Origin of the sequence: Cupriavidus sp. DF5525 (genome assembly GCF_040149425.2) — a bacterium.
Lineage (GTDB): Bacteria > Pseudomonadota > Gammaproteobacteria > Burkholderiales > Burkholderiaceae > Cupriavidus > Cupriavidus pickettii_A.
This window is the reverse complement of the sequence record NZ_CP168265.1, coordinates 3,807,023-3,820,759: the sequence shown is the minus strand read 5'-3', so window position 1 is coordinate 3,820,759 and position 13,737 is coordinate 3,807,023. Positions and strand designations below refer to the sequence as shown.

Sequence of the window (13,737 nt, the reverse complement as noted above, 5' to 3'; positions counted from 1 at the left end):
ACTGACATGGACGATCCCTTCCGCCGTACCGCCTTTGGCGCGGCCCTCTTCTACAAGGATCCGGTGAAGGCGCTGGACTGGCTTGAAAACGCCTTCGGCTTCCGGCGCGTCATGGTGATCCGCGACCAGAAGGGGCAGCTGGTGCATTCGGAGATGCGTTTCGGTGACAGCTACCTGATGGTCGGCAGCGAATGGGCGGACTTCACCGCCAGCCCCGCGTCGGTCGACGGCAAGAACACGCAGACCGTGCATGTGCACCTGCAGGAAGGGCTGGACCAGCATTGCGCGCGCGCCCGCGCGGCGGGCGCGGTGATCGTGCGCGAACCGCAGGACGAGTTCTACGGCGACCGGTCTTATACAGCCCGGGACCCCGAGGGCCATGTCTGGACTTTCGGCCAAACTGTGCGCAAGGTCACAAAGGAAGAGGCCGAGCAGGCCAGCGGGCTGAAGATCGAAGGCTGGGCCTGAGCCGGCGCGGACCGGCGCGGAGCAAAGGCCAGGGCCCCAAGCCAGAAAGCCCGGCACGAGGCCGGGCTTTCTGTCGGATGCGGTGCGTGCTGCTGGTGCGCGCCAGCGCCTGCCCGGCCGCCGGTGGCGGCAAGGCGGACGCTGGCAGCGATCCCGTCCCGGGGGAGCTCCCCCCGCACCCTGGTTGACCGCTCGCGGCTCTGACGGCCGGGATGCGGTCGCGGCGCGCTTTAGCTGGCGTCCTGGATGTTGGTGGCTTGCTTGCCCTTAGGGCCCTGCACCACCTCGAACGAGACGCGTTGACCTTCCTTCAGCGTCTTGAAGCCGGACATCTGGATAGCCGAAAAGTGCGCAAACAGTTCTTCTTCGCCCTCGTCCGGCTTGATGAACCCGAAACCCTTGGCGTCATTGAACCATTTGACGATACCGCTTGCCATATACTCCCCCAACGAAATAGCAGATTTCAAAGCGGGGAAGCCACGCCAGCCAGATGACACGAACTGCGGCGCCATGACCGGCCGCGTACTGACTTGCGGCCGGCGATGACGCGCGGCGAGGTGAAATCGCGTGGCGGCCAGTCTCGAAGCTGACTCGCCGCCGCGGGCCGTGGGCCTCCCTGCTCACGGATCACCTGCCTTTGGCTTGTTGCTTTGGCTCGGTGGCCGGTGGCAGGTGTGCGATCGATTCTTCTGGCAAAGCCGGATACTGTCAAGCTGGCGGAATCCCCACTGCGCGCAGGGTGTGGTGGGAATGGGACGACGCCTGGTGGTACCGTGACGGCTGGCGCCAGGCAAGCCGTGCGGGCTGTCCCGACGGCATCCGCGACGTGCTTTTCAATGCCTCCGGCGCGCTCCGGCGTAAATGCCTGCGCCTTTTCACCACAGGAATCCGGCGACCCGGCTCTTGAATCCGGCGCCTTTTCCCCAAATTGCAGAGTTGCGAGTAAGGGTTAGAATAAAGCCATGGCTACACGGCTTGCGAATGTCCCACAACGCGAAGCAGGCACCATCCTGGAGCGTAAAGAGCAGGCGCTCAAACCGCCTGCCATGTTCAAGGTGGTGCTGCTTAATGACGACTACACTCCGATGGAGTTTGTAGTGATGATCCTGCAGCAGTATTTCAGCAGGGACCGGGAAACGGCGACGCAGATCATGCTCACCGTGCACCGGGAAGGAAAGGGCGTCTGCGGTATCTACACCAGGGATATTGCGGCGACAAAGGTCGAGCTGGTGTCAACGCACGCGCGGCAGGCGGGGCATCCCCTGCAGTGCGTGATGGAGGAAGCATGATTGCGCAAGAATTGGAAGTGAGCCTGCACATGGCATTCGTCGAAGCCAGGCAGGCACGCCACGAGTTCATAACCGTGGAGCATCTGCTGCTGGCATTGCTCGACAATCCCACGGCAGCTGAAGTCTTGCGCGCCTGCGCGGCCAATATCGAGGACCTGCGCACCAGCCTTAAGAACTTCATTGCGGACAACACGCCTGTGGTCCCGGGTACCGACGAGGTCGATACCCAGCCCACGCTAGGCTTCCAGCGCGTGATCCAGCGCGCGATCATGCACGTCCAGTCCACTTCCAACGGCAAGAAGGAAGTGACGGGTGCCAACGTGCTGGTCGCCATCTTCGGCGAGAAGGATTCGCACGCGGTCTACTACCTGCAGCAGCAGGGCGTGACGCGCCTGGACGTGGTGAATTTCATCAGCCACGGTATCCGCAAGGACCAGTCCGAGCCCGCCAAGCATGGCGATGCGGCTGGCGAGGGCGAGGGTGGCGACGGCAAGGAAAGCCCGCTCGAGCAGTACACCCAGAACCTGAACTCGCTGGCCAAGGCCGGCAAGATCGACCCGCTGATCGGCCGCGAAAGCGAAGTCGAGCGCGTGGTGCAGGTGCTGTGCCGCCGGCGCAAGAACAACCCGCTGCTGGTGGGCGAGGCCGGCGTCGGCAAGACCGCGATCGCCGAGGGCCTGGCGTGGCGCATCACCAAGAACGAGGTGCCGGACATCCTGGAAAAGGCTACCGTCTACTCGCTCGACATGGGCGCGCTGCTGGCCGGCACCAAGTACCGTGGTGATTTCGAGCAGCGCCTGAAGGGCGTGCTGAAGTCGCTCAAGGACAATCCCAACGCGATCCTGTTCATCGACGAGATCCACACGCTGATCGGCGCGGGCGCCGCCTCGGGCGGGACGCTGGACGCCAGCAACCTGCTCAAGCCGGCGCTGTCGTCGGGCCAGCTCAAGTGCATCGGCGCGACCACTTTCACCGAGTACCGCGGCATCTTCGAGAAGGACGCGGCACTGTCGCGGCGCTTCCAGAAGATCGACGTGGTCGAACCCTCGGTGGACCAGACCGTGCAGATCCTGCGCGGCCTGAAGTCGCGCTTCGAAGAGCACCATGGCGTCAAGTACGCGGCCTCGGCACTGACCGCCGCGGCCGAGCTGTCGGCCCGCTTCATCACCGACCGCCACCTGCCGGACAAGGCGATCGACGTGATCGACGAAGCCGGCGCGGCGCAGCGCATCCTGCCGAAGTCCAAGCAGAAGAAGACCATCGGCAAGGGCGAGATCGAGGACATCGTCTCGCGCATTGCGCGCATCCCGCCGCAGAGCGTGAACCAGGACGACCGCAGCAAGCTGCAGACGCTGGAACGCGACCTGAAGTCGGTGGTGTTCGGCCAGGACCCGGCGATCGAGGCGCTGTCGTCTGCCATCAAGATGTCGCGTGCCGGGCTTGGCAAGACCGACAAGCCGATCGGCTCGTTCCTGTTCTCCGGTCCGACCGGCGTGGGCAAGACCGAAGTCGCCAAGCAGCTGGCCTTCATCATGGGCATCGAGTTGCTGCGTTTCGACATGTCCGAGTACATGGAACGCCACGCGGTGAGCCGCCTGATCGGCGCGCCGCCGGGATATGTCGGCTTCGACCAGGGCGGCCTGCTGACCGAGGCCGTCACCAAGAAGCCGCACTGCGTGCTGCTGCTGGACGAAATCGAGAAGGCGCATCCGGATATCTTCAATATCCTGCTGCAGGTGATGGACCATGGTTCGCTGACCGACAACAACGGCCGGCGCGCCGACTTCCGCAACGTGATCATCATCATGACCACCAATGCGGGAGCGGAGACCATGAACCGCGCCACCATCGGCTTCACCGGCTCGCGCGAGCAGGGCGACGAGATGGCCGACATCAAGCGCATGTTCACGCCGGAATTCCGCAACCGGCTGGATGCCACCATCAGCTTCCGCTCGCTGGACGAGGAAATCATCCTGCGCGTGGTCGACAAGTTCCTGATGCAGCTGGAAGAGCAGCTGCACGAGAAGAAGGTGGAAGCCAGCTTCAGCGAGAAGCTGCGCAAGTTCCTGGCGCACAAGGGGTTCGATCCGCTGATGGGCGCGCGCCCGATGCAGCGCCTGATCCAGGACATGATCCGCAAGGCGCTGGCCGACGAGCTGCTGTTCGGCAGGCTGGTTTCGGGCGGCAAGGTGGTGGTGGACCTGGACGAGCAGAACCAGATCAAGCTCGATTTCTCCGAGATCGAGCCGGAACCGCCAGAGGCGCCGGAAGAGCAGCGCGCCGAAGCCTGACCGCGGAAGTGCCTGGCCGGCTATCGGCCGCGTTGCCTGCAACGTGGCCGATCATCGGGCAAAATAGGGGGGCGGCAGTCATGCCGCCCTTTTCTTTTGTCCCGGCGGTCGCCGGCCGTGTCCGTCGGGCCCGGGTTTGCGGCTGCCAACGCCTGAAATACCCGATGTCCTCTGCCGAACGCACGCGGCGCCGCCGCCTGCTGCTCAAGATCCTGCCGCTGGGCGCCATGCCCGTCCCGATGTTGCATGCCGCCGCTGCCGCCACCGCGGCCGAGGCGCTGGCGGGCAATCGCCCGATCGCGATGGTGCTGCCGTTCCCGCCGGGCGGGAGTGTCGACATCGTCGCCCGGCAGCTGCAGCCCGGCCTGAAGGCGGCGCTGGGTCAGACCGTGGTGGTCGACAACAAGCCGGGCGCCGGCGGGCTGATCGCGTCGAGCACCGTGGCGCGCGCGAAGGCGGACGGCAATACGCTGCTGATGGCCTTCGACACGCACGCGATCAATCCCTTCGCCTACAAGCAGCTGCCTTACGACACCTTCCGCGATTTTGCGCCGATCTCACAGCTGGTGCGCTTCCCGCTGGTGATCGCCGCGCATCCGTCGCTGCCAGCGGCCAATGTGCGCGACCTGGTGGCGCTGGCCAAGACCAAGCCCGATGGCGTGCGCTATGCCTCGTCCGGCATCGGCAGCCTGAACCAGCTCGCGGCCGAGGCGCTGGCGACCGAAGCCGGCGTGCACATGTTGCACGTGCCCTACAAGGGCGGTGGCCCGGCGGTGCAGGCGGTGCTGTCCAACGAGGTCGATATCTTCTTTAGCAGCTATGCTGCAGTGCAGGCGCATGTGGCCGCCCGCACCATCAAGGTTCTGGGCGTGACCGGTACCAGCCGTTTGCGCCAGCTGCCGCAGGTGCCGACCGTGGCCGAGCAGGGCATCAAGCGCTTCGAGGCATACTCCTGGATCGGCGTGTTCGGCCCGGCGGGCCTGCCGGCGGAGACGGTCGCGCGCATCCATGACGCACTGGTGGAATCGCTGCGCCAGCCGCGCGTGGTCGATGCGCTGGCCGCCCAAGGCTTCGAGATCGTGGGCGGCAGCCCGGCCCAGCTCGGCAACCTGGTGCGCCACGAGCACGACAAATGGCAGGCGGTGGCGCGCAAGGCCAATATCCAGTTTGAATGACGGCGACCGGCGCGCAAGCGCGCCGCCGCTAGAGACTTAAAGGAAGTCGATGGCAACGGAACCGGAAATGTTCGACCACGCCGTAGTGGTGTGCCCAGACCTGGATGCCGCAGCGCAAGCCTGGCGCCGGCTCGGCTTTACGCTGACGCCGCGCGGCTATCACACGCTCGGATCGCAGAACCACTGCATCATGCTGCGGCGCGACTATATCGAGCTGCTGCACGTCACCGCGCCCACTCCCAGCCGCCAGTACTACTGGGATGCGCAGACGCGCGTGGGCGGTTGCGCGGCGATGTCGTGCAAGAGCGCGGACGCCTTTGCCACGGCGGCACGGCTGCGCGGGTCCGGCTGGCATACCTCGGATCCGATCGAGTTCTCGCGCCCGGTGCGGCTGGACGATGGCAGCGAGCATCCCGCCACCTTCCGCGTGACCGCGCTGGACGATGCGCCGGGCGCGCGCTACTTCGTTTGCGAGCATCGCACGCCGGAGCTGCTGTGGCGGCCCGAGTGGACTGCGCACGCCAACGGCGCGCAAAGCATCGCGACCATGTTCCTGGTGGTGGCGCCCGCACTGGTCGATGCTGCGGCGCGGGCCTATGCGGAACTGACCGGCGGCGAACTGACGCAGCTCAGCGAGCATGTCTGCAGCCTGGCGTTGGACGACGCCACGCTGGTGGTCAGCACGCCGCAGGCGCTGGCGTCTGCCACCGGGACCGCCTATGTGCGGCGCGACAGGCCGGGCTATGCGGCAATCCGCCTGCGCACCGATGACCTGGCCGCGGCGCGAGCTGGCTGGCGCGCCGAGGGTGTGCCGACCCACGACCTGGGCCCGCGCGAGACGCTGGTGCCGGCCGAGGCGGCCAGTGGCGTGGCGCTGCTGTTCGAGCAGCAGGGCTGAAAGGCAAACTGGCGCCCCTGAGGGCGCCAGTCTTTTCTCGTGCGAGAGGCGCAGCGTCAGGCGCCGGCCTTGGCGAGATGCACGCCCGTCGAGCCAAATCCGCCCGCGCCGCGCGCACTGTCCTCGCTGAATTCTTCCACCGTCGAGAACACCGGCCGCAGTACCGGCACGAACATCATCTGCGCAATGCGCTCGCCCGGCTGGATCACGATCGGCTCGGTGCCGGGTGCGTTGCGGTTCCACACGCTGACCATGATCTGCCCCTGGTAGTCAGCATCGATCACGCCGATCGAGTTGCCCAGCACCAGGCCCTTCTTGTGGCCCAGCCCCGAGCGCGGCACGATGGTCGCGGCCATGTACGGGTTGCCCATATGCACGGCGATGCCGGCCGGCACCAGTTGCGCGGCGGTGCCCGGTGCGATCGACACGGGCGCGTCGACGCAGGCGTGCAGGTCGATGGCGGCGGCCATCTCGCTCTGGTAGGCGGGCAGGCCCCATTCGTTCAGGCGTGCGTCGAGCACCTTGATTTCGACGGTCGGGTTCAGTGGCTGGGTCATGGCAATCTCGGGAATTCGGTTCAACAGACAGGTCGGCAGCCGCGCATGATACCGGACGCGCGGCTCAGGCCGCGCCGTCCAGCGCAAACGCTTGCGCCAGCAGTTCGTAGGTGCGCAGCCGCGCCGCATAGCTGGCGGTGACGCTCAGCACGATCAGCTCGTCGGCGGCAAACTGCTCGCGCAAGGCTTCCATGCGCGCGGCCACGCGTTCGGGCGTGCCGCAGATGGTGCGCGGGCGTTCGCGTTCGATCACGAGGCGGTCGCGCTCGGTGGGCGAGAACTCGGCGGCCTGCGTCAGCGACGGGATCGGCGCGTTGACGCCGTACGCCATCTGCAGGCGGCGCAGGTCAACCGCGCGTTCCAGTTCGGCGGCCTCCGCGTCGGTGTCGGCGCAGATCACGAAGATGGCGGCGGCGCTGTACGGCTGCGCATCGTAGCCAGGCGTGAAATCGTTGCGGTATTGCTGCGCCACCAGGTGGCCAGTATGCGCGTTGATGAAGTGTGCGAAGGCAAAGCGCAGGCCCAGTCGGGCCGCCAGCGCACCGCCGTAGTCGCTCGACCCCAGCACCCACAGCTCCGGCTGCGTGTCGATCACCGGCTGCAGCAGCACGCCCTCGGCCAGGTGGCCGGGCGGCACTTCGCCGCGCAGCAGCATGGACAGGTCGCGCACCTGTTCCTCGAACTGCGCGCCGCGGTCGTACTGGCCCATCGCCACCGCCTGCGCGGTGCGCATGTCGCCGCCGGGCGCGCGGCCCACGCCGAGGTCGATCCGGTTCGGGAACAGGCCTTCGAGCATGCGGAACTGCTCCGCCACCTTGAACGGGCTGTAATAGGGCAGCATCACGCCGCCCGAGCCCAGCCGGATGCGTTGCGTGACGCTGCCCAAGCGGGCCAGCATCACTTCCGGCGCCGGGTTGCAGACGCCGTGCAGGCCGTGGTGCTCGGCGCACCAGTAGCGGGTGTAGCCGAGCGCGTCGGCCATCTGTGCCAGCTCGACGGTGGCCGCCAGCGCATCGCGTGCGGTGTGTCCTGCGATCACCGGGCTCTGGTCGAGCACCGACAGACGCAGGCGTGGTTTGTTCCCGGACATGGCAGCCTCCGCGATCAGGGGCGCGCGCGCCCGGGCAGGCGCTGGCCGATGGCCGCGACCAGTTGGCGCGCCAGCGACAGCTTGTCGGCGCGCGGCAAGCGCGTCATGCCGGCGGCGTCGAACAGCACGATCTCGTTGTCGTCGAGGCCGAAGGTATGGTGACCGATATTGCCGACCAGCAGCGGCACACCCTTGCGCTGGCGCTTCTGCTCGCCGTACTGCTCCAGGTTCTCGCTCTCGGCGGCAAAGCCGACGCAGTAGGGCGCGTCGGCACGCGCCGCGACGGTGGCGAGGATGTCGGGGTTCTGCACGAACTGCAGCGTGGGCGTGTCGGTGTCGTTGGCCTTCTTCAGCTTCTGCTGCGAGACCTCGGCCGGGCGCCAGTCGGCCACGGCGGCGACGGCGACAAAGATGTCCACGCCGGGCAGCTGCGCGATCACCGTGTCATGCATCTGCTGCGCGCTGCGCACGTCGGTGCGCACCACGCCGCGCGGTGTCGGCAGGCCGGTGGGGCCCGCCACCAGCAGCACCTCGGCGCCGGCCTCGCGTGCCGCGCGCGCGATCGAGAAGCCCATCTTGCCCGATGACAGGTTGGTGATGCCGCGCACCGGGTCGATCGCCTCGAAGGTCGGACCGGCGGTGATCAGCACGCGCTTGCCCTGCAGTGGCTTGGGCTGGAAGAAGGCAATGATGTCGTCGAGCAGCTCTTCCGGCTCCAGCATGCGGCCGTCGCCGACCTCGCCGCAGGCCTGGTCGCCGCTGCCGGGACCCAGGATCATTACGCCGTCGGCGCGCAACTGTGCGGCGTTGCGCTGGGTGGCGGGCGCGGCCCACATCTGGCGGTTCATCGCAGGCGCCACCAGCAGCGGGCAGTCGCGCGCGATGCACAGCGTGCTCAGCAGGTCGTCGCACAGGCCGTTGGCCAGGCGTGCCATGAAGTCGGTCGAGGCGGGAGCGATGACGATGGCGTCGGCCTCACGCGAGAGGTCGATATGCGCCATGTTGTTGTCGATGCGGGCGTCCCACTGCGACAGGAACACTGGGCGGCCCGACAGCGCCTGCATCGTGACCGGCGTGATGAAGTGCGTCGCCGCCTCGGTCATCGCCACCTGCACGGTGGCGCCGGCCTTGGTCAGCAGGCGGACCAGTTCGGCCGACTTGTAGCAGGCGATGCCGCCGGTCAGGCCGAGAACGATGTGCTTGCCGCGCAAATCCATGGAAAGGCTCGTCAAAAGGTGTGAATCGGCATGATACCGGCTGGGCGCGGATGACGCCGGGGCCGCGTTCGCGGCCCCGGCGTCACCTGCTAAGGTCAGATGGCACTCAGTGCCGCCGCACCCGTCGCAACTCATCCACGATCAGCAGCACCGCGCCGACCGTGATCGCGCAGTCGGCCACGTTGAAGGCCGGCCAGTGGTAGTTGCGCACGTAGAAGTCCAGGAAGTCGACCACGTGGCCGTAGATCACGCGGTCGATCACGTTGCCGACCGCGCCGCCCAGGATCAGCGATACCGCGAAGCAGAACAGCCGCTGCCCGGTGTGGCGGTACAGCAGCCACACGATGAACGCCCCCACGACGATGCCCAGCCCGGTAAAGAACCAGCGCTGCCAGCCACCGGCATCGGCCAGGAAGCTGAACGCCGCGCCCTTGTTGTAGACCAGCACCAGGTTGAAGAAGCTCGTCACCGGGCGCGATTCACCATAGGTGAAGGTGCGCACGATGACGATCTTGAAGAACTGGTCGAGCACCACCACCAGCAGCGCGAAGGCCAGCCACAGCAGCGGGGTGGTGTTGCTGGCGGCGCTGCTGCCGCGGCGCGCCGGCCGGGATGAACGGGATGAGCGGGACGTGGTCGATGCCATCAGGCATGGCTCCTGTGTTCACCGGCGCCGAACAGGTTGCTGTCGCAGCGCCCGCAAAGGGTGGGGTGGTCCGGGTTGTGGCCGACATCGGCGCGGTAATGCCAGCAGCGCTCGCACTTGGCGTGCGCCGACGGGGTCACCGTCACCAGCAGGTCGCCGGCCTCGGGCGCGTGCGTTACCTTGGCCGACGAGGTCAGCAGCACGAAGCGCAGGTCGTCGCCCAGGCTCTGCAGCGCTTCCAGCACCGGGCCGCCGGCCTGGATCGTCAGCTCGGCCTGCAGCGACGAGCCGATCTCGCCTTCCACGCGCACCGCTTCGAGCTGCTTGGTCACTTCCGCGCGCACTTCGCGCAACGTGTGCCACTTCTGCAGCAGGTCGTCGGAGTCGTCGTCCACTTCGGGCACCGTGTAGTAGGTGCTGGTGAAGATGGTATCGGCGTGCTCGGTGCCGTGGGCGAACACCTGCCACGCTTCCTCGGCGGTGAACGACAGGAACGGCGCCATCCAGTGCAGCATCGCCTGGGTGATGTGGTACAGCGCGTTCTGCGCCGCGCGGCGGGCCTTCGAATCCAGCGCGGTGGTGTACAGGCGGTCCTTCAGCACGTCCAGGTAGAAGCCACCCAGGTCTTCCGAGCAGAAGGTCTGCAGCTTGGCCACCACCGGGTGGAATTCATAGGCCTCGTAGTGCGACAGCACTTCCTTCTGCAGTCGATCGGTCAGCGCCACGGCGTAGCGGTCGATCTCCAGCCATTCGGAGGCCGGCAGCGCGTGCTTCGCGTGGTCGTAGTCGGACAGGTTCGACAGCAGGAAGCGCAGCGTGTTGCGGATGCGGCGGTAGCTTTCCACCACGCGCTTGAGGATCTCGTCCGAGATCGACAGCTCGCCCGAGTAGTCGGTCGAGGCCACCCACAGGCGGATGATCTCGGCGCCCATCTTGTTCGTGATGTCCTGCGGCGCCACGGTGTTGCCGACCGACTTGGACATCTTGCGGCCCTCGCCGTCGACGGTGAAGCCGTGCGTCAGCAGCGCCTTGTAGGGCGGCTTGCCATACAGCATCGAAGCGGTCAGCAGCGACGAATGGAACCAGCCGCGGTGCTGGTCGGAGCCTTCCAGGTACAAGTCCGCCAGGCGGCCGTCGGCTTCATCGGCAGTCGCGTCGTACAGGTCGTCGCGGTGCGAGCCGCGGACCACGGTCCAGTGCGTGGTGCCGGAGTCGAACCACACGTCCAGCGTGTCGCGGTTCTTCTCGTACTGGCTGGCCTCGTCGCCCAGCAACTCGGCCGGTTCCAGCGTCTGCCAGGCCTCGATGCCGTGTTGTTCGACGCGCCTGGCCACTTCTTCCAGCAGCTCGGGCGTGCGCGGGTGCAGCGCACCGGTTTCCTTGTGCACAAAGAAGGCCATCGGCACGCCCCATTGGCGCTGGCGCGACAGCGTCCAGTCCGGGCGGTTGGCGATCATGTTGTGCAGGCGCTGCTTGCCCCAGGCCGGGTAGAACTCGGTCGCGTCGATGCCGGCCAGCGCGGTCTCGCGCAGGCTGGGGCCGTTGTCGGCCGGGTCCACGTCCATGCCGGCGAACCACTGCGAGGTGGCGCGGTAGATGATCGGCGTCTTGTGGCGCCAGCAGTGCATGTAGCTGTGGGTGTACTTGTGCGAGTTGAACAGGTTGCCCGAGGCCTGCAGCACTTCGACGATCTTGGGGTTGGCGTCCCAGATCGACAGCCCGCCAAACAGCGGCAGCGTGCCGGCGTAGACGCCGTTGCCCATCACCGGGCTGATGATGTCCGAGTCGGGCATGCCGTGCGCCTTGCACGACTGGAAGTCTTCCACGCCGTAGGCGGGTGCCGAGTGCACGATGCCCGAGCCGGTGTCGGTGGTGACATAGTCGCCCAGGTAGACCGGCGACAGGCGGTCATAGCCGGTGTCCATCTTGGCCAGCGGATGGTGGAAGCGGATCTCCGACAGCGCCGCGCCGGTGGTGGTGGCAACGACCTTGCCTTCCAGGCCGTAGATCTTCAGTTGTTCCTCGACCCGCTCGGTGGCCAGGATCAGGTAGCCGCGCGGCGTCTCGACCAGCGCGTACTCGACCTCCGGGTGCACGTTCAGCGCCTGGTTGCTCGGGATGGTCCACGGCGTGGTGGTCCAGATCACGATCCAGCCCGCCTTGCCGTCGAGCTGGTCGAACGGCACCTTGAACGCGTGGGCGAGCTTGTCGGCTTCCGCGAACGGGAAGCCCACGTCGATAGACAGGTCGACCTTGTCCTTGTACTCGACCTCCGCTTCGGCCAGCGCCGAGCCGCAGTCGAAGCACCAGTTCACCGGCTTCAGGCCGCGGAACACATAGCCCTTCTCCATGATCTTGCCGAGCGCGCGCAACTCGTCCGCCTCGTTGCTGTAGTTCATGGTCAGGTAGGGGTGGTCCCAGTCGCCCAGCACGCCCAGGCGCTCGAAATCCACCATCTGGCGCTTGATCTGCTCGGTCGCGTACGCGCGCGCCTTGGCCTGGACCTCCTGCACCGGCAGGCCCTTGCCGAACTGCTTCTCGATCTGGATCTCGATCGGCATGCCGTGGCAGTCCCAGCCCGGCACGTAGACGGCGTCGAGCCCGTTCAGGCCGCGCGCCTTGATGATCATGTCCTTGAGCACCTTGTTGACGGCGTGGCCGATATGGATATCGCCGTTGGCATACGGGGGGCCGTCGTGCAGCACGAACTTCTTCGCACCCTTGCGCGCCGCGCGGATCTTCTTGTAGATCTGCTTGTCCTGCCACTGCTTGACCCACTGCGGCTCGCGCTTGGGCAGGTCGCCACGCATCGGGAAGGGCGTGTCGAGCAGGTTGACGGGGTATTTGTTCTTCTCGGGCTTGGCGCGTTTGTCGTCGGACATTTCGATTCTCGGAGCAATTCGGTTGGCGCGCGGCCGGCGACAGGCCGGCGGGCGCGCGTGAAGACTGGGGCAGGCGGCATGCGAACCGGGGCCCGCGCAACAGCGTGCGTGGGCGGGCGCCGGCCGCTAGCTAATTCGGTCGGTGGCGGAGGTGGCGAAGTCGCGGCCGCCCGCGCCTTCGGCCGCGCCCGGCGCGGTCAGGCCGAAGAAGGCGCGCGCTTCGGCGCTGTCCTTGGCGATCGCGGCGGTCAGTTCTTCCAGGCTGTCGAAGCGTGCCTCGTCGCGCAGCTTCTTCATGAACTCCACCCGCACCAGCTTGCCGTACAGGCTTTCATTGAAGTCGAACAGGTGGACTTCCAGCAGCACCCGGCCGGCGTCCTCGATGGTCGGGCGCACGCCGATGCTGGCCACGCCCGGCAGCGGGTGCTCGGCAATACCGTGCACCTGCACGACAAAGATGCCGTTGACCGCGGGGCGCTTGTGCGAGATGCGCAGGTTCAGCGTCGGGAAGCCCAGGTCGCGGCCCAGCTTGCGTCCGTGGATCACGTGGCCGCTGATGGCATAGCCGTGGCCCAGCAGGCGCCGCGCGTGCTCCAGGTCGCCGTCGGCCAGCGCCTGGCGCACTGCCGAGCTGGAGATGCGGATGCCGCCTTCGGACACCGAGCCCATCTGCTCGACATCGAAGCCGTAGCGGCGGCCCGCTTCCTGCAGGTAGGCAACATCGCCGGCGCGCTTGGCGCCGAAGCGGAAATCGTCGCCGACCAGCACCCAGCGCGCGTGCAGTCCGTGCCACAGCACGTTCTCCACGAATTCCTGCGGCGACTGGCCGGCAAAGTGGGCGTTGAAATGCTCCACCACCACGCGGTCCACGCCATTGCGGCGCAGGCTTTCCAGCTTGTCGCGCAGCAGCGCGATGCGCGTGGGGGCCTTGTCCGGGGTGAAGAATTCGCGCGGATGTGGCTCGAAGGTCATCACGCACAGCGGCAGGCCGCGCGCGTCGGCAGCCGCGCGCGCGCGCGCAAGCAGCGACTGGTGGCCGCGATGCACACCGTCGAAATTGCCGATGGTGAGCGCGCAGGGCGCCCGGCTTTCGGCGTTGGGCAGGCCGCGGAAGACTTTCACGGGGACGGCGGGAAACTTTTCAGGTAAAGCGGGCATTATAAGGCGAATGGGTCGGCTTGCCGCTCCCGCGGCCGGTGGCCGGCCCCGTGCTGCTGTTTTTGT

Annotated in this window: 12 protein-coding genes; 5 read left to right on the top strand and 7 right to left on the bottom strand. The window is 67.0% G+C overall.

All coding sequences use genetic code 11. The features are described from left to right. The first annotated feature begins 6 nt into the window (after positions 1 to 6). Entirely contained in the window at positions 7 to 468 is a 462-nt protein-coding gene (locus ABNX08_RS17835) for a VOC family protein (protein WP_349606299.1), read from the top strand. Between the two features lie 230 nt (positions 469 to 698). Here the strand turns inward: ABNX08_RS17835 and ABNX08_RS17830 are convergent, their stop codons facing one another. Then, positions 699 to 905 carry a cold-shock protein gene (locus ABNX08_RS17830; protein WP_010814999.1) on the bottom strand — a complete coding sequence of 69 codons (207 nt, stop codon included), beginning with the start codon at positions 903 to 905 and terminating at the stop codon, positions 699 to 701. A 525-nt stretch (positions 906 to 1,430) separates the two neighbouring features. On the opposite strand from ABNX08_RS17830, the gene clpS reads away from it, so the two are divergent. The 4 genes from clpS to ABNX08_RS17810 all read left to right on the top strand — a co-directional run bounded on the left by clpS (position 1,431) and on the right by ABNX08_RS17810 (position 6,121). Continuing rightward, complete coding sequence (gene clpS, locus ABNX08_RS17825) at positions 1,431 to 1,757, top strand: ATP-dependent Clp protease adapter ClpS (protein ID WP_010814998.1); 327 nt, start codon at positions 1,431 to 1,433, stop codon at positions 1,755 to 1,757. Beyond that, entirely contained in the window at positions 1,754 to 4,048 is a 2,295-nt protein-coding gene (gene clpA, locus ABNX08_RS17820; RefSeq protein WP_022536477.1) for an ATP-dependent Clp protease ATP-binding subunit ClpA, read from the top strand. Before clpS ends, clpA begins: the two co-directional genes overlap by 4 nt. Positions 4,049 to 4,212: 164 nt before the next feature. Beyond that, the gene (locus ABNX08_RS17815; RefSeq protein ID WP_349606296.1) at positions 4,213 to 5,223 is read left to right on the top strand and encodes a tripartite tricarboxylate transporter substrate binding protein; all 1,011 of its coding nucleotides are present in this window, start codon (positions 4,213 to 4,215) and stop codon (positions 5,221 to 5,223) included. 49 nt (positions 5,224 to 5,272) lie between these two features. Continuing rightward, positions 5,273 to 6,121 carry a VOC family protein gene (locus tag ABNX08_RS17810; protein ID WP_022536475.1) on the top strand — a complete coding sequence of 283 codons (849 nt, stop codon included), beginning with the start codon at positions 5,273 to 5,275 and terminating at the stop codon, positions 6,119 to 6,121. A gap of 56 nt (positions 6,122 to 6,177) precedes the next feature. On the opposite strand, the gene dut is transcribed toward ABNX08_RS17810, so the two are convergent. From dut to ABNX08_RS17780, 6 genes are all read right to left on the bottom strand, one after another. Then, complete coding sequence (gene dut / locus ABNX08_RS17805) at positions 6,178 to 6,678, bottom strand: dUTP diphosphatase (protein WP_349606294.1); 501 nt, start codon at positions 6,676 to 6,678, stop codon at positions 6,178 to 6,180. 64 nt (positions 6,679 to 6,742) lie between these two features. Continuing rightward, entirely contained in the window at positions 6,743 to 7,768 is a 1,026-nt protein-coding gene (locus tag ABNX08_RS17800; RefSeq protein ID WP_022536473.1) for an LLM class flavin-dependent oxidoreductase, read from the bottom strand. A gap of 14 nt (positions 7,769 to 7,782) precedes the next feature. Further along, complete coding sequence (gene coaBC, locus ABNX08_RS17795; protein WP_349606293.1) at positions 7,783 to 8,985, bottom strand: bifunctional phosphopantothenoylcysteine decarboxylase/phosphopantothenate--cysteine ligase CoaBC; 1,203 nt, start codon at positions 8,983 to 8,985, stop codon at positions 7,783 to 7,785. A 106-nt stretch (positions 8,986 to 9,091) separates the two neighbouring features. Then, the gene (gene lspA / locus ABNX08_RS17790) at positions 9,092 to 9,631 is read right to left on the bottom strand and encodes a signal peptidase II (RefSeq protein WP_022536471.1); all 540 of its coding nucleotides are present in this window, start codon (positions 9,629 to 9,631) and stop codon (positions 9,092 to 9,094) included. Further along, positions 9,631 to 12,513, bottom strand: a complete 2,883-nt coding sequence (gene ileS, locus ABNX08_RS17785; protein WP_349606292.1) for an isoleucine--tRNA ligase — start codon at positions 12,511 to 12,513, stop codon at positions 9,631 to 9,633. Before ileS ends, lspA begins: the two co-directional genes overlap by 1 nt. A gap of 126 nt (positions 12,514 to 12,639) precedes the next feature. Next, on the bottom strand, positions 12,640 to 13,635 hold the full coding sequence (locus tag ABNX08_RS17780) for a bifunctional riboflavin kinase/FAD synthetase (RefSeq protein ID WP_041681144.1): 996 nt from the start codon (positions 13,633 to 13,635) through the stop codon (positions 12,640 to 12,642). Between the last annotated feature and the right edge of the window lie 102 nt (positions 13,636 to 13,737).